Source organism: Pedobacter sp. HMWF019 (genome assembly GCF_003061025.1).
GTDB lineage: Bacteria > Bacteroidota > Bacteroidia > Sphingobacteriales > Sphingobacteriaceae > Pedobacter.
In genome coordinates this window covers 15059-33307 of the sequence record NZ_QAIL01000141.1, presented here as the reverse complement: position 1 = coordinate 33307, position 18249 = coordinate 15059, and the positions used below count along the sequence as shown (strand labels likewise).

At 42.8% G+C, this 18249-nt stretch carries 8 protein-coding genes; 3 read left to right on the top strand and 5 right to left on the bottom strand.

Annotation, left to right across the window (positions count from 1 at the left end; genetic code table 11):
• The 3 genes from DBR11_RS09040 to DBR11_RS09025 form a co-directional block, all read right to left on the bottom strand.
• The gene (locus tag DBR11_RS09040) at nucleotides 1-2967 is read right to left on the bottom strand and encodes a gliding motility-associated C-terminal domain-containing protein (protein WP_108551791.1); all 2967 of its coding nucleotides are present in this window, start codon (nucleotides 2965-2967) and stop codon (nucleotides 1-3) included.
• A gap of 240 nt (nucleotides 2968-3207) precedes the next feature.
• Nucleotides 3208-4962 carry a right-handed parallel beta-helix repeat-containing protein gene (locus tag DBR11_RS09030; RefSeq protein ID WP_108551787.1) on the bottom strand — a complete coding sequence of 585 codons (1755 nt, stop codon included), beginning with the start codon at nucleotides 4960-4962 and terminating at the stop codon, nucleotides 3208-3210.
• 16 nt (nucleotides 4963-4978) lie between these two features.
• The gene (locus tag DBR11_RS09025; protein ID WP_108551785.1) at nucleotides 4979-7651 is read right to left on the bottom strand and encodes a glycoside hydrolase family 2 TIM barrel-domain containing protein; all 2673 of its coding nucleotides are present in this window, start codon (nucleotides 7649-7651) and stop codon (nucleotides 4979-4981) included.
• Between the two features lie 187 nt (nucleotides 7652-7838).
• Between DBR11_RS09025 and DBR11_RS09020 the strand changes: the two genes are divergently transcribed.
• Complete coding sequence (locus tag DBR11_RS09020) at nucleotides 7839-11891, top strand: two-component regulator propeller domain-containing protein (protein ID WP_108551783.1); 4053 nt, start codon at nucleotides 7839-7841, stop codon at nucleotides 11889-11891.
• 16 nt (nucleotides 11892-11907) lie between these two features.
• Entirely contained in the window at nucleotides 11908-13698 is a 1791-nt protein-coding gene (locus tag DBR11_RS09015) for a right-handed parallel beta-helix repeat-containing protein (protein ID WP_158275248.1), read from the top strand.
• 80 nt (nucleotides 13699-13778) lie between these two features.
• Here DBR11_RS09015 and DBR11_RS09010 read toward each other — a convergent pair whose 3' ends face one another.
• The gene (locus DBR11_RS09010) at nucleotides 13779-16319 is read right to left on the bottom strand and encodes a zinc-dependent metalloprotease (protein ID WP_108551779.1); all 2541 of its coding nucleotides are present in this window, start codon (nucleotides 16317-16319) and stop codon (nucleotides 13779-13781) included.
• A gap of 101 nt (nucleotides 16320-16420) precedes the next feature.
• Nucleotides 16421-17446 carry a DNA polymerase III subunit delta gene (holA, locus tag DBR11_RS09005; protein WP_108551777.1) on the bottom strand — a complete coding sequence of 342 codons (1026 nt, stop codon included), beginning with the start codon at nucleotides 17444-17446 and terminating at the stop codon, nucleotides 16421-16423.
• A 56-nt stretch (nucleotides 17447-17502) separates the two neighbouring features.
• Between holA and DBR11_RS09000 the strand changes: the two genes are divergently transcribed.
• A complete protein-coding gene (locus DBR11_RS09000) occupies nucleotides 17503-17964 on the top strand; it encodes a type I restriction enzyme HsdR N-terminal domain-containing protein (RefSeq protein WP_108551775.1) in 462 nt (153 codons plus the stop codon).
• Nucleotides 17965-18249 lie beyond the last annotated feature (285 nt).

The following is an 18249-nucleotide window of genomic DNA, read 5'->3' as shown; positions in this document are numbered from 1 at the left end:
TTATCGGATTAGTGTGATACTTCCACTTTTAACTATTTTACCATTTTCTGTAATCGAATAGAAATAAATCCCGGTCGGAGCAGGTGAACCATTGAAGTTCCCATCCCACCTTTCAAAAGACTCAGAACTGAGCACCTGTTGTCCCTGCCGGTTAAAAACCGTAACTTTCAATTCGGGATAGTGCGCTATGTTTTCAATTTCCCAATAGTCATTCTTACCATCGCCATTTGGGGTTAAGAGGTTGCGTGGGTTCAGGGCTGGTTTCCCGTCCTTTTCCAGTACAGTTTTATCCTCCACCGAAATATCGATCTGCTGGGACACCGAAGCCACATTATCCTCACCAATGGCTCTGGCAGTAATTCTGTAATTGCCTTTGGCTACTTTAGGCCAATTAAATACATAAGGCGTTTTGGTCACTTCGCCCAGTTTATCTGAGCCGCGATAAAACTCTACTTTTGCGATCTTAACATTACTGGTAATAGCCGCCTGCAAAGGAACATCGCTGCCAGGCTTAAATTTTGCATTTGCCGTTGGACTGGTCAAAAAAACCGAGATCACTGTGGGCTGTTCCGACCGGATAAAGATTCCCCTCCGCAGTTTGGTAAACTCCTTTAAATTTGTTGAATCCAGCAAAGAGGTCAATCCCTGAACGATCACTTCATTGCTGTCCAACACTATATTTTTAAGGTTCTTAAGAAAAACAACCGTATGCTGGTTGATGCCATACTGCGACCCGGTAGAATTTGACATGCTCAGCCCTGTTCTGTAAAACTTATTTTCCTTAATTTTCACATTACTCGCCGATGAAACCACCAGGTTTACACCAAGGACATCTTCAAAAGTATTTTTCTCTATAACGATGTCATCGAATACACCTGCCGGGGAGAGATCGTACCCCGCACCATCGGCTATGGATATCGCACCGGCCTGGTTACTCCATGGAGCCGGATTGAAATAACCTGTTGAGCGGATGATGTTGTTCCTGATGATCAGCTTATAAATACTTGACGCACCAGGTGCAATCTCCGTATTCACCGTCACCCCGCTATGACCGGTATCAAAAGTATTGTTTTCAATAAGACCATGCCCAGCTTTAATAAGCACCCGCCCTGCACTCCGGAAATTATTGTTCCTCAGGACAAAGTTTTCGCATCTTCTGTTTGGAGAATATAACCTGGCCCCCACCGCCCATGGCGAAGCACGGTCTAAGGTCACATTCGATCCGGATTTCCCGGTGACCACAGCAAAATCCGAAATCAAAGAAGTACGCAGTGAATCACCCACCTGCAGGGTAGTCCTGGAAAGGGTCAGGATATTCCCTGAAACTGCATTCACCATATATTCACCATCCCAGGTTACACTCCACGAATCGTCGCCTGCATCTTTGACCTCACAGTTTTCTACCGTTGGGCCAACACGGGTCAGTGAATGCTGAATGGCATCCCAAGAAGAAGACAGCAAACGTTCCTGTGCTGCACCTGACGGAAGTGGGCCCGGAACAATCTTACAGCCATCCAATATCGTACCTCCCTCGCCGCCAGCTTCAAATATTCCAAAACCCGGCGCACAAAACACAGAAACATTCTGTAGTTTGATCCCACCACGGTTTGCCTCAATAGCAACAGCATGGGGGATACCATCATCATTTCCCGTGCTTAAACTGGCCATATCGCCAACAACGGCTATACCTGGCAATGCAGGCTGCGTTACCCGGACAACAGAATCACTGATCAGTGCTGCTATTGAACCCCAGAGAAATACATTTCCCTTCTTCCGGAAACGGGTGGCCGGATCAATAATATCGATCCGGCTATAGGGCTTAACATCATATCCCTTATGGATCTTAATATCAACATAACCAGATCCTGTTGCAATGATATCGCCCTGAGTAAATGGCAAAGGATTATAGTCAATTTTTAAACCCTGGATGGTTATATTCTTTGAGTCAGATAAGGAAAGTGCCCTGGTCTTTTTGCTGCAAACCAATGTTACCCCGTCGGCAATAATCTTTAAATTATTTGCACCGTTTATAGAAATAAACGCGGTTTCTGCCACAGTTCCCGTGTAGGTTCCAGGGGGAATAGTGACTTCGGCAACCTGATCATCCACCGCTGTCTGAATGATCTCTCTTAACCTTGCAATCGAAAAGGGCGGGTTTGGAGGGGTATTGTCGGGGCAGATCACATTGATATCTGCCTTCGTTAATGCCCTGTTGTAAAAACGAACATCTGCCATAGCCATCTTCTCCATATAGTTACCAATCTCAGGCGCATATTGCAATGCTGTATTGATCGCAAAATCAGCATCATTGCTTACCGGTGTCAGAGGCAGTCTTTTGCCATTAACATACAGTTTTAATCCGGTTTGTCTATTCCCTATCCCATCGTAGACCAGGCCAATATGTAACCATTGACCCTGAGGATGATCTGTGTTGTTAAGCTGCGCAACACTCCTGTTTTTCCACCCGTTCGATGCTGTATTTACCGCATTTTCAAATTCGATTTTGTGTCCTTTTAAGTCAATTTCGAATCTTCCACCGGGCTGGCTGTCATCACCATAAGCAAATAAAATCCGGCCTGCATTCTCGTCTGCTCCGGGGTCTATTTTTACCCATGCACAAAAAGTTCTTGCCGCAGCTCCTGATTGGCCCAGCCAGGTATTACCGGTTGCATTCGATAAGATGACAGCTCCATCTCGTCCTGCCGGAAAATATACTGAATTTTGCGGAGTACCATTAATAGTTACCGCATTCCACTGGAAATTGCTGCCGAAATCCTGTTGCTGTCCGGCTTTAATAGCTGTAATACGCCTGTTGTTGCCCGAATAATCTTTTAGATAAGTATCGTTCGGCTGATAATCAAACTTATACCAGGCATCAATACCAGAGGTAATATCCTGGGCCCAGACAGGCAAAAAGAATCCCATTAACCCTGTAAACAGGATTAACCTCATGTAAATAAATCTCATAATTTTAAATTTTGGTTGGTTCTTGATAAAATTTACCGTGCAATCTGCTACAGTACACCAAGCTGGAAATAACGGAGCAGTCCGGATCTGCCCCTTATCCCCGGCAAAATCAATCTGTAGCTCCGAATTCTTTTGAACTCGATTTCCAACGCCCGTAATAAATTAGAAATTGGTTTTCTATCGGATAAAAAATGGAGTAGATTTTTTTCATAATTAATTATATTTGGTTGGTTTAATGAATTACTTTTTAACATGATCTACCGCATTCCTAATGTCATATCCATCAATGGACACGTTCGAACAGGCGTCGATCACAAAAGCTTTACCATCTGAAAAATTCGAACGGTAAGCTTCGCTTTGCTCTATTTTATTATCCTTAAAGATCAATCCATCCACACAGTAGGCATTAATAATCCGTGGATCAAAAATCTTAAAAGTATTACCAACAATACTGATATCTTTATGGTAACGGCTTTTCGAACGAACACGCTTCAGGATTCCCGATCCGACCTGGATACAGGCATTTCCCCATACCCCATAATTGCAGTTATCAAAAGTATTGTTCCGGATAGTCACACCATTTACACCCGATTGTTCAAACCAGAAACTCGCATCACCTTCAAATAAAATGGCCGCTCCGGGCACATGAAAAGTATTGTGCTCTACAACTGTTTTCCCCCTTGAGTTTAACAAAATTCCACGCGCCCGGTTCCCCCGGATCACACAATTTCTGATCAGAACCTCCGGATAATCCGTCGAACAGGCAATGACATCACCCAGTTTTGTATTGGGCGAAATGGGGTCCGCAAAAACCACTCTGGTAAACTCTTTATTTATCCTTTCGGTGCTTTTTACCGAGTTATTGGCATAGGTGACAATACTTGTAGCATCAGCAAATTCCACCTTCATATCCGGCTTCAGATACTCAAAACCAAACTGTTGTTTATGGACCAGTTCTACCTCAATCTCGTAGGGAGTATTAATTCTGGTGATCTTGCTATAAATGCCATGGATATTGGTAGCATCATCCTTTTGGTTCTCAAAAAGACAGTTCTCTATTGTAATTTTTCCAGAACAATTTGAAAAGTGTGTTGCATCCGCCGTAATGCTCACAATACGACCACTGCCTGGCGATGGCGTTACCCTGACATGATCCAAAAAAAGATCCCGGCTGTTCTGTGCAACAATCCCCATTCCTCCACAATGAAAAATATCGATGCCGCTGAAACTAATATTAACACTACCGGAGATATTGAAGGCAGGAACCAGACGAAATGCTGAGGCAAAAACCATTACGTTTCCGGGTATACCGGTAATCTGTGGCAATAAAAGTTTAACAGTTCCGGGTTTTATCTCTTTGACGGGAACATTAGAACCCACCCAAAGGTCATTAGCCATAAAGGCTGTTTCCTTTTTTAAAGGATCAAATTCCAGTAAATCGCTCCAGGGATACACCACGCCTGCGCTATCGGTAAAGATCAAAGTCTGATGATCCAGTTTGTAGGGGAACTTCCGATCAAACTGTACCGTCATACCGCTTTTATCTACACTTAAGATTTTAGCCTCGCTGTGAAAAGTACGCACATAATCGATCGAGAAATTCCTCAATGAAATATTCCGGCAGTTCTCCAGCAAAAATGGACTCAAAAATCCAGTAAGGATAAACTTCGAACCCTGTCCGTCGATCTCCAGGTTCTCCATACCCGAAAGATCGAAAACAAAACGCTTCAGGCCTTCATCGTTATTACTCATGAAAACATATTTCTCAGCAGCTAAATCACGCTTAAAATAATAAGTAGCTTTCGGAAAAATAAGTTTGGTCGCTCTTATCTGTTTGCAATACGCTATCGCTACCCTTATCATTGGTGCGGCATCATCGGCCCTCCTGTATTTCGCAAAATCGGCAATATCCACCGTTTTATCCTCTGCCTTTGCTGTAAAAATAATCAGGCTGCAGACCAGGGTAGCCATTAATTTCATTAAAAATAATTTCATGTTCAAATGGGCGTCATTAATGTTTACTGTCTTTTTTGCTTCTCAATTCCATAATATCCTGATCACGACTGGTCACCTCAAGCTCCAGGCGTTTAATCCTGTCTTTAAGGTCCTTTACCTCACCCATTTCAGCAGATTTTTTTTGGTTTCCTGTATCCTGGCCAAGTTTACTTATTGGGCCAGGATTTTTTGCTATGGGTTTAGACTGATCTGAAAAGAGTAGCGGAAGCGCGGCAGGTATAGAATTAAATGTGATTTCGTCGGCCTTCAAACCATTTACATAAGCCTTTACTTTGATTTTGCCCGCCCTTGTTGTTGCCCTAACCAGGACAGTCGCCGTACCAAACTGTGTTTTCATCGGATTGGCCTGGTTTTCTTCACTTCCAATAACCGTTCCTTCTCCTTCTACCTCAAAATGGACATTTTCCGAAGCCAGAACTTTGGCTACACCATTATTATCCACTATGGTGGCCCGAACAGGGATAAAATCAGAACCATCTGCATATAGTCCCAATCCGGCGCTGTCAATATCCAGCTTAATTCCAGTTGTTCTTTCCGGATATTTTTTTACCGAACTCACTACTACTTTCCCGCCAATCAGGCCTTCTGCAATCAGATTGATCTCCTTCGTCTTATTTCTCCAGTTTGTACTGATCTCATGGAAATTGAACACATTTTTAAATACAAATGGTGCATGCGGCATATTTTTCATCGTGCTGTCGGGTCTGACAGTGCCAATCACCTTACCTAGCCAGGTCAGCCTCACCTCTTCACAGTTGCTGAAAACAGTAATGTCCCCGCCCGATACCTGGGTCAATTCATGGGCAATATACACCATTGGTCCTGTCTCTATACCCGGAAGCTTAAAAGAGGGATCGTATTGACTTTTAAACAAATAGAAAGAATATCTAGGCATGCGGTAAACATCGAGCAAGCCACCCAAAAATGGGTCGGGGTGGTAACCTCGCTGGTGATCGATACCTGCCCATAAGGCTGCGCCAATCCTTTTTGGGGGCGTATTGAAGATTTCGTTCAGCCCCTGAGCCCTGATATTGGCCTGATTGAGCAGCGCAAGTTCGCCCCATTCCCTTTTTACCCTGCTCATTGCATTCTGTGAATAGAAATTATCCACCTCTCCTCCATCACCATACTCACGGGTAAAGGAATTTTTTTCTTCCTGCATCCCGCCGTGATAATAAAAATCAAAACCCGCCTTTTTAGCTTCATCTACATCTGCCGCCGTAAAGGCTCCAGGATAAGGAAATTCCTGATGGACAATACGGTGAAGGTTATTCATCACCGATGCAGGCTGCCAAGGCGTCTCATTGATGGCAGTTTCCCAAAGTAACAATGCGGCACGGTTGCGGTCCCTTCTAACCAGATTATGGGTATCTTCAGCAAGAAACTTCTCAAAACGGGGATCTTTGTCATTGTAAAACTGCCAGCCCGGATTTGCCGAGGTAACCAGAAGTCCAAGTTCATCACAGGCATCCATAAAAGCAGGATCCAAGGGGTAGTGCGCAGCACGTACAATGGTAGATCCAGCCTCCCTCAGCAGTTTTGCATCGCGGTACTGGCTCGTATTTGGAACAGCATTTCCAACATACACATAATCCTGATGACGATTTACCCCAGAAAGTTTATGACCAATATATTTTTTATTTACAAAAAAGCCATCGTCGCCACGCATTTCGAACAAGCGGATACCAAAACGTGTGCGGTAGCTGTCTACCACTTTGCCATTTTCAAGCACCTCTGTTTTTATAAAATGCAGATAAGGATCATCCGGATGCCACAGGTGTACGTTCTTCACATCCAGTTGCTGAATCATCTGTTGCGAGCCTCCTTTAATTACCTTTAAAGTACCAGTTTTGGTCAATATCACTTTTCCATCCCTATCCTCAAGTGTAGAACGGACCGAAAGCTTTACATCTGCATTACCTTCATTCTGTACCTCCGTCCTTACCTCAATATTGGCACTGTTTCCATTTACATCTTTTACCGCTACAAATACCCCACCCCCAGCTATGGTTTTACTCAGCTCAGGAAAGCTGAGATGAAGAGATGGTGTTTCAATCCAATAAACATCCCTGTAGATCCCGCCCAGATAAGCAAAATCCAGATTGTCCTGCGCTTTCCCCGGAGGATAAGATTCATCGTTTGAGTTATCCGCAAGAACAGCAATAACATTGTTCCCATTTTTGGTCAATGTAGAATTATCGATGTCTACCACAAATGGCAGATAACCTCCAAAGTGCTCTTTTACCTTTATACCGTTAAGATAAACAACAGCCTTCCCCATCACCCCCTCAAAGTAAATAAAGCTTTTTCCATTGGTTGATGCGGTTTTAAAAGTTTTCCGGTACCAGGCCGGCCCCTGGTAATTGCGCATTCCACTTGCATTTTCAGGCAAAATTTCCAGACCATCCGGCAGCGAAACCTGCGCCCAGGCCGAATCGTTAAACCCTACCTGTTCAGCCCCTTTTATATTGCCTTTAAAAAAACGCCAGCCAGGATTAAAATTATAGACCTTGCGTGGACTATCGCTTTGGGGATAGAATCCGGCCACTGAAAATGCCGGTTTCGGACCAACTGTTTTTTGCCCCATTACCACTTTGGGCGCCGACATCGATAAAGACATCAGGGCGAGTAGAAGTACCTTAGGATAAGCAGATTTTTTGTATTTCATTATATATTTGGTTAGTGTGTTTAACAGTAAGCTGATTTAGATCATAAAATCAGACATACAATGTTATTGCGATAATTCCACTTCCAAGATTACACACGTAACAAAAAAATGAGCTTATGTAACAATAGCTCCTTAAAGATTTATTTATACGCGATAAATAGTTACAATTGTGTACCAAATATCCTTTATGAGATTTTTCTTTATCCTCTCCCTATTGTTGTTTCCATTTTCAGGCAAGAGCACCGAACCCTATGGAATGGACTTTTCTCAGAATTATTCCTTTAGATATCTATCTGTAAATAACGGGTTGTCACAGAACTCCATTACAGCCATCATCCAGGATAAAAAGGGATTTATCTGGATTGGGACTTATGACGGATTAAACCGTTTTGACGGATTTTCGGTACAGACCAAACGCCATATTTCCAATAACAGGAACAGTCTGTCAGATAACCGTGTACTGAGCCTTTATGAAAATCAACAGGAACAGATCCTGATCGGTACCGATGGCGGGGGCATCAATGTACTTGATCCGCGTTTGGACAGCATGACACATTTTGATATCAAAACGAACGACATCGCCAGCAATACCGTGCAGACCATCACCACCGATCAGGCCGGCAACATCTGGGCGGGAACGATCAAAGGCCTGGCCATTATTAAAGGGAAAACTACAGGAGCGAAGCAGGTTTTTTTTCCTGCTGATCTGAAAAACAGGAACATCAAATCCCTGTTGACGGATAAAAAAGGAAATATCTGGGTCGCAACAGATAAAGGCCTCTATATATTTAAAACAGCTGCACTAAAAGATGTCAAAAGAAGCAGACCGGAAACGATCATCGAAAATGCCTGGATCTCTTCCCTGTTCCAAGATCATAATGGCCATATCTGGGTAGGTTCAGTCCATCAGCTATACCGGATTAGCAGTAATTTTAAAGAAATACCCTATACCTATACTTTGCCCAAAACGGCAGAGATAACCTCGCTTCGGCAGGATTTGAACGGCGACCTATGGGTAGGTTCAAAAGTAGATGGAATTTTTAAGGTCAACCTGGATAGCCGGTCCAACATCGGGCAGATCAATCAATACACCACTGAAAAGCTGTTCTGTAACCTCTCAGAAAACGCAGCAAACACACTTTTTATAGACCGCTCGAATACCCTTTGGGTAGGTACCTATCAGAGTGGAATAAACTATACCGATCTCTCCTCAAAGAATTTCTATTCCTTTTTCCCTTTGATGAAAAACAGGGAAGGCATATTCGGCTATCAGGGTAAATATGTTTCTGCATTGGCAGAAACCGACCGGGACCTCTGGATAGGAACCTTCAATGAGGGCCTTTATATCTATGATAAAGCCACCCGACAGATCGATTCTTACAAAAGCGAAATCAGTTCACCATCGATCTGCAGTATCCAGCAGAGCAAAGACAAAACCATCTGGATCGGCGGTAACGATGGCCTGTATAAGGTCTTAAACATTGCTTCAAGCGGCCGAAAAAAAATACTGGCCGTTAAAAGTGGTTTTATTGCACGGTCCATTTGTGAAGACAATTTTGGAAATCTGTGGATAGCAAGTTTTACAGGGCTGTATAAATATAACCCCAAAAACAACCAGTTTACCACCCTTACCCTTGCAAACGGCATTTCATCTAACTCGGTCTATGCAGTTTACCAGGATCCCTACGTCCCGATCATATGGATCGGTACTATTGGCGGCGGCCTGAACGCCATCCGTTACGACAGTACGGAAAACATAAAAATCTTGGTGTACAAGCACATGGAAAACAACATCAATAGCTTAAGCAGCAACCATGTTTGGTCCATCTACCGCGACCAGCGCAACATCCTTTGGATCGGTACCGACGCTGGTTTAAATGCATTGTCACTGGATAAAACAGGTAAGATCAACAATTACAGAACGGTCAATACACCACTTTTGAGCGACCAGAAGATTATGGCAATATTAGAAGATGATGTAAAAAACCTCTGGTTAAGCAGCAGCCAGGGGCTGTTCAAATACAGTATTGACCACAATACCGCAAAAAGATATACCTATCAGGATGGCCTGCAGAGCAATACCCTGACCGAGGCCGCCTATAAAAACAAATTGGGCATCATGTATTTTGGCGGGATCAATGGATTGAACTATTTCCAGCCCAAAACGATCAGGAACAACCCATTCACGACCAGTACGGCATTTACAGAATTCAGAGTTTCCAATAAAAAGGTAAAAATCAATGAAAAAATTGATGGAGAGGCCATATTATCCGCAGATATCAATTACACCAAAAATATTGTGCTTTCTTACAGGCACAAAGATTTTGCACTCGCTTTCTCTTCACTACACTTCGTTGCACCCGAAAACAACAGATTCCGCTATAAACTTGAAGGTTACGACAAAGACTGGATCACAACAGGCTATGATCAAAGAATTGCAGCGTATTCCAACCTTGATCCAGGACATTACAGGTTCTTGCTCAGTTCATCGAACAATGATGGTACCTTCCCAAAGGAAATCCGGAGCATCGACTTTGAGATCACACCAGCCCCATGGGCAACCTGGTGGGCAAAAACATTTTATTTTCTGGTTTTTGCGGTATCCGTTTCCCTTTTAATTAATTATTTCAGGACAAAAAACCGGTTCAAGAACGAAATTTTCAAAGAAAAACTGGAAAAAGAGAAAGTAACCGAACTCAATGACATCAAGCTCAGTTTCTTCACCACAATTACTCATGAAATCAGAACACCGCTCAACCTCATCCTAAGCCCATTGCAAGACCTGCTCAGTGTTTCCACTGTATATGACCACTTTACGGCCATGCGGTTAAAGATCATACACAGAAATTCCTTAAAACTGCATGCCCTGATCAACCAGGTACTGGATTTGAGAAAAATAGCATCCGATGCCGAAAAATTAATCGTTAGAGAATCAGATCTGGTTCAGACGCTGCTTAATGTCAAGGAATCTTTTGACTGGCAGGCAAATCAAAACAATATCCGCTTCGATTTCCAGAGCCCAAGAACACAAAAGGCCTGGTTTGACCGTGATAAAGTGGAAAAAGTCGTCTTCAATCTCATTTCGAATGCCTTTAAGTACACCCCCTCTGGAGGAAAAATTGCCGTTGCGCTGGAAATTGAGGCCGAACTGGCCATTATTACGATCCAGGACAGCGGAATAGGCATCCATGAGGAAGAGAAAGACAGGATTTTTGAAATGTATTACCAAAGTACTTCACATTACAATTCCGGTACAGGAATAGGTTTATCCATCTCCAAAAAACTCATCGAAATGCATGGTGGTGGAATTGAGCTGGAAACCGCATTGGATACCGGCTCTAAATTTACGATCACATTTCCCATCAGTAAAGCCCGGTATAAGGCGGAAAACATCCAGGAAAGTGAGCTTAAAAAAGATGCAGTTCCACGGAACATGTCAAAACCGGTTAAAGATGAAATTAACCTGTCAAAAAAAACAATACTGATCGTTGAAGACAATGAAGACCAGCGTGCTTACTTAAAAGAATGTCTCTTGCCACATTTTCATGTTCTAGAGGCCAGCAACGGTATTGACGGCATAGAAATCGCTCAAAAAAGCCTGCCGGACATTGTTATTACGGATCTGATGATGCCTTCGCTGGATGGTACCGATGTTTGCAGGCGGGTAAAATCAAATGCAAAAACCAGCCACATCCCGGTCATCGTGCACAGCATCAACAATACAACCCAAAGCGTAAAAAATGCTTTATTGGCAGGGGCCGATGATTTCATTGCCAAACCATACGATTATACCATGCTCACCCTGAAAGTCAACAACATCCTGAAATCGAAAAACCAACTCGTGCTGAATATTCATAAACAAGACCTGACAAATCCTTCAGAAGTCTGCATTCCGTCGCCGGACAAAGAATTGCTGAGCAAGATTGTCGCTTACGTGGAAGAAAATATGGCCGACAATAACCTCAGCGTAGAAAAAATGTGCGATCATATTGGAATGAGCCGGATGAACCTTCACCGCAGGTTACACGCCATTATCGGCAAAACCGCATCAGAGTTCATCAGAGAGATCCGCATGAAAAGAGCTGGTCAGCTTTTAGCCAGCGGTTCAAGAAGAATTTCAGAAGTTATGTTCGAAATCGGCATATCAAGCAACGCACACTTTAACAGATATTTTAAGGAGATGTACGGCATTTCTCCAAAAGAATACATTAAAACTTCGGGAGTTATTGAAAATGCATAACAAAACAAAAAAATCTATGGTTGCAGCCTTTTTGTTGCTCTACATAGCATTCTCAGTTCAGGCCCAGTGCCCGGTTATAATCAGGTTAAGTGATTGGGGCATCCAACCCTCCGATGGAAAAAATATGGTCCCGGTTCTAAAAAAGATTTTTGAGAAGCACGCAAAAGACCTCTCAATAGAACTGCATTTTCAAAAAGGAAGATACGATTTTACGCCCATTGATTCAGTAACCAAGATGACCTCAATTAACGGTTTCGAATTAAAAAATCTAAAAAATGTGTTGATTGATGGCCATGGTTCGGCGTTTGTCTTCCATGGAAAAATGCGTCCCTTTCTGATTAAGGGCAGCACCAATGTCAAACTTAAGGATTTTAGCATTGATTGGGACCGGCCTTACATTTCTCAGGGAGAAATTATAAAGACCAGCCATGCGTTTATCGATCTGAAGATCGATTCCGTAAAATATCCATACCATATGGAGAACGGCATACTCACTTTTATAGGCGAGGGCTGGGAAAACCAGCTCAGATCGGAATTTACAAATCTCCACACCTTATATGATAAAGATAAAAGGGAGATCCTCTACCAAACCAGAGACAACCCATTGGGAAATATATTTTTGGGCAAAGCCGAAATCATTGCAAAAAACACGATAAGATTCTGTGGAAAAACGCCCTTAAAACCCGAAAATGGCACTATTGTAACGCTATATCATGGACGATACATTATCCCTGGAATTGAAATTTCCTACAGTAAAAATACGACTATTGAAAAAGTAAAGATTTACCATGCACTCAGCCATGGCGTACTTGGAGAAAGAAGCGAAAACATTTCCATGCTCAACTCCAGCATGACTGTCAACGAAGACAAAGGCCGGGTTTTCAGTATCGTTGCCGATGCTTCCCACTTCGTCAACTGCAAGGGAAAAATTATCATCGATGGCTGCACACATAGCGGAATGGGTGACGACTTTATCAATGTCCATGGTGCTTATTTTAAGATTCTCCGCAGAACAGACAGCCGCAACATCGAAGTATCCGCAAGAGGAAGATCCGCCTTCCGGCTAAGTGAGGTTGGCGATGAACTGTTCTTTGTAGACAGCGCAAGCATGCAAAGAAACTGGTCAGCCAAAATTGTCAAGATCGATACGTTACGAAATCAAGGAACCGTAACCAGTTACGAACTGACGATGGATAAAAATATCCCTGAAAATATTGGAGAAGGTCATTACCTGGAAAACAAAACCTGGACCGCAAGTCTGGAACTAAGGAACTGCAGAATCCTGAAAAAACACAGGGCAAGAGGCATTTTGGTCACCACACCAAAGGATGTAATTATCGAAAACAATTATTTTAATACCGCTGGAGCTGCAATTCTGATCGAAGGAGACCTGAATTACTGGTTTGAGTCCGGAGCAAACAGGAATGTCCTGATCCGCAATAATGTCTTTGAAGACTGCCTGACCTCGGGCCCCGAATGGGGTGAAGCAGTGATTACCATTACACCATCGATTAAAGCGAAACATCAGTTCCCATACCATCAGAACATTAAGATCCGGAACAACATCTTCAGGCATTTTGATCGGGCTTTGCTGTTTGCAAGATCCGTTCAAAATCTTTCCTTTACCAATAATAAAGTTTACAAAACCAATACCTATCACTCCTTCTCCAAGCATCCGCCATTCTTGCTGGATGCCTGCAAACAGGTGCAAATCAGGAGAAACGAATTACCTGATGACTTTAAGCTCAAAAACATCTCGCTAATCAACATGGAAAACGGTGAACTTAGACAAGATTTGAAATTTTAAGGCTAAGTATCATTCATCCTGTTAAAAGAAAAGCATCCTGAGAATTCAGGATGCTTTTCTTAATATACCTTCAAAGCAGATTAACCCTTTGGCTCCAATGCGCTATCAATCCTTTCAGAAAGATCCTGCAAATGATACTTACTCAAACCAGATGCCTGTGTAGTTGCAGATTTAATCGCCGAATTTAGCGATCTTAACTGCGCCTTAACCACAGAAACCACATCGTTCCTGGAAGGACTCATTCTTCTGTCCATTCCTCCCATAGATAAAGGTCCGGAAGGGGCAGGCGCAGGCGTCGGTTTCAATACCGCAATCAGATTTTCTACATAAGCTTTCTGCAGGTTACGGCGATAAACGTCGATATTACTATTGGTTTTCAGTTCAGTAAATACACTGCCCTGAAGATCAGTAAACAAATCTGTTATCTTGTATGCAGACTCTCCATCTGCAGCCTCTGCCGAAATTAACTTCGATAAAGTTGCCGAACTTAATAACCTACCCAATACTGGTGCCTGCAACTTATTGATCAATTCTACCGGATCTGCCCCGGTATTGTTTAGAATATCCTGGTTCAATAACCAAGAAGGCGTATGGAACAGATTCTGATCTAAAAATGCAATTGCGTCTTTCTGCAAGGCTGCCGGTGTTCTTTGGTAAACCGTTCCAGTTTGTTCTACTGTTTTTGGCGTTTCATAAATACCGCCAACATTCTTTGCCACATGGCCCATATAGCGGCTAAACTGGCTAGTCAGCTGGCCATACATATTGTCAAGATTGTCATAACCTTCATTTGAACTTCTGGTCCATTCCGGTAATTTTGCCAGGATCACTTTCAGGTTCTTGATCCCGTAGGTACTTGCAATCATAGCGTTATCTCCCAAATCCTCATTCTGTGAGCGCGGATCATCTGGATTCATTTCCGTACCAAACCACAAACGTTTGTTTTTCAATCTCTCTACAGCAACCTTATTCAGTACAGGAACTTCAGCAACTGGAGTTTTAGCTTCTGGCAACAATTTATAGCCCCACTCAATAGCCCATTTATCATAGTCACCTATTCTCGGATAGATTCCTTTAGGAGAAATTTTATCTTCAGGCTGCGCCACATAGTTAAAACGCGCATAATCCATAATAGACGGCGTATGTCCATTGGCTTCCACAAAAGCTTTATCGCGCAGTTTTTCTACCGGAACTGTGGAGCTTGATCCATAATTGTGGCGTAAACCAAGGGTATGTCCCACTTCGTGTGAGGATACAAAACGGATCAGGTCTCCCATCAATTCGTCGCTGAATTCCATTTTACGTGCTCTTGGATCGATCGCTGCCGCCTGGATCATATACCAGTCGTGTACCAGCTTCATCACATTATGATACCAGTTGATATGGCTTTCAATAATTTCTCCACTTCTTGGATCAGCAATACTAGGTCCGCTGGCGTTAGCGATTTCAGATGGTTTATACACAATCGCAGAATGCGTTGCATCATCCAGGCTCCAGGTAGAATCCTGTTTGGCAGTAGGTGCCAGTTTTGCCTGCACGGCATTTTTAAAACCAGCCTGTTCAAAAGCCTTCTGCCAGTCATTAACGCCAGCCATCAGATAAGGCACCCATTTTTTTGGTGTAGCAGGATCAATATAGAAAATAATCGGTTTAACCGGCTCTACCAACTCCCCTCTTTTGTATTTAGCCATATCCGAAGGCTTAGGTTCCAATCTCCATCTTTTGATGATCTGAACTTCTTTTACACCCTGCGGATTCAGATCGAAATCGGTATACCCCACAGCAAAATAACCCACACGCGGATCAAAATACCTGGCTTTCATAGGAACCTTAGGTAAGATCACCAGTGAAGTGTTCAGTTCCATGGTTGTAGACCCCGAAGCACCGCCTGAAGGAGGGCCGCCCGGACCTGGTGCTGCTGCAAGAGAATAAGTTTTAACCGTACTGATCTCTACATTTTTGGGAAAACTGCGCACATTCTGGATATAACTTCTATCCGCATTCAGCATTCCGATGCGGAACTGGGTTTTAGCCATTGGAGAACCAAAATTGAAGATCTCATTATCACTGTTGATATAATCCGTCACATCAATAACACTACCTTTTTTATCTGTTGTATAGGCAGCGATGTTGAAAGAAGCGGCAATTGCCTGAATATTGGAATTTTGCAGAGACTGGTACATTGCAGTAGTACTATCAGGGCCATATGTCCTGAAAGACAGCTTCCGCATAAAAATCTTATTGTTAGGTCCCTTGTCAAAGCGGATCACACTGCTACCGATCTGATCTCCTGCATATCCGGATGCAGAACGCACTTCTGCCCCTGCTTTTGAAATCCGGCTTACGACAAGAATTTCTCTTCCAAGCGTGGAATCTGCCAGTTCAAAGAAAAATTTATCGTCCAGTTTATGAACCGTGATCATCCCTTTACGGGTAACTGCCTTGTCGGTAATCACCGTAGCATAGGGTTTCGGTCCTGATTTAGCTTTCGGATCACCAAAAGCACCTGGGCCTTTTTTTGTAGAATCTGCCACCACCGGAGGTATAACCGGTTTGGTTTGGGCATAAACAGAGCATATACCCGCCATTACCATGGCCGGTATTAATAAGGTTTTTTTCATGAATTCAGTTAGGGTTATTTGAATGTTCCCTGCAAAGATAAGCGGCTTTAACGGTATTCAAGCATACTCCCTTTATAACTTTGCAGTTACAAAGCGATAAATTAATGAATCATTTTAAACAACAATTCTTTTAACAGTTCACCATCTGTTGTATTGCCGCTGCTGTCTACCCCCTTGCTTTTCAAATCATATTCCCTAAGCAAGGCAATAATATCAAAGGTTTTATTGAGACTAAAAGTTCTGGCCGCGGTTTCATAATCTTTCACAAAATATGGATTTACACCCAGTTCTTTAGCCGCATCACTCTTATTGGGCAGGTAATGATATTTAAGTATTTTAGAAAAGTAAGAATTCAAATTGGCCATCACCATCACCATTGGATTGGCTTTGGGGTTATTGGCAAAATAATTTATAATCTGGTTGCATTTCAAAACATCTCTTACGGCCAGCGCCTTCTGCAGTTCAAATACATTGTATTCTTTACTGATCCCGATGTTTCTTTGTACCAGATCGGTATCTATAGTGGTTTCCCTGCTGATGTTGAGCATGAGTTTCTCCACCTCGTTAGCGATCTTGGAAAGGTCTGTACCCAGATATTCAGCCATTAAAGCAGCAGCCTGAGGAGCTATTTTATAGCCTTTTTCTTTAACCAGTTCCTCTATCCACTGTGCCAGTTTATAATCTCTTACCGGATCCGACTGAAAAACCAGACCTGACTTTGATATTGATTTAAAAAGCTTTTTCCGTTTATCGAAATTGGCATATTTGTACCCCAGCACCAGAATGGTTGAAGTCAGGGGCTTTTCAAAATAGCTTTGTACAAATTCTGCTTCTTTACTGCTGCCTTCTGTTTCTTTTCCCCATTTTAGATCCTGTGCTTCTTTAATCACCACCAATTGGTAATCAGACATCATGGGATATCTCTTCGCTGCATTCAGTATCGTAGCCATATCGGTGTCCTTGCCGTATAGCACAGTTTGGTTGAACCCTTTTTCCATATCATTCAGCACATGTTCTTCCATGTAATGAATAATCTGGTCTATATAATAGGGTTCTTCACCATGCAATAAATAAACAGGTTTAAACTTTTTGGCTTTGAGGTCTTTTATAATATCTGAAGCAGTCATATAATTATCCAAATGTAACGGCTAAAAACTAAATATTAAAGGTTATTTTTGCACAAATGGCATTTAACCTTGTTCCGCTTAATCTTCCTGCCTATCCTTTCAAAATTACCAGGAAGGAAGAACAGCTCTATATTTTCGACGAAATCCGCAAAAAGCATCTTGTGCTGACGCCAGAAGAATGGGTACGCCAGCACTTTATCCAGTTCCTGATCCTAGAGAGAAAGTTCCCAAAATCACTCATCCAGATTGAAGGCGGCTTAACACTGAACAAACTACAAAAAAGAACAGACATCGTAATCTACAACACAAACGGCGAACGCATCATGGTTATCGAGTGTAAAGCGCCCTCCGTTAAAATCTCCCAAGCTGTCTTTGACCAGGCCGCCAGATACAATTCTGTACACAAGGCCAAATGGCTTGTCGTTACCAATGGATTGAAGCATTGCTACGCACTGATCAACCACCTGGAAAGCCGTTTTCTCTTCGTAGAAGAGTTGCCTTTGTATCCTGCCCTGTAAACTGGCGTTGATAAAAAAATACAATTGGCTTTGCTTAAAGAATAGAAAAAAAGAGGAATGCTGTTTCAAGGCTGCGCCGGCTTAGGCGCCCTGAAGGGGGCGCAAACCCGCCAAGGCCTCTCAACAGCATTCCTCTTTTTTTTGCAAAGTTTCATACCTGCAATTCGCAAATCCTATTCATATTAAAAAACAGCACAAACACCATTTCCTTCTCTGCATCCTACCTGGATCTCCCCCCTGCTTATGGCGCAAGCAAAATCTACTGTGTCTGCGAGAAGGCATTGA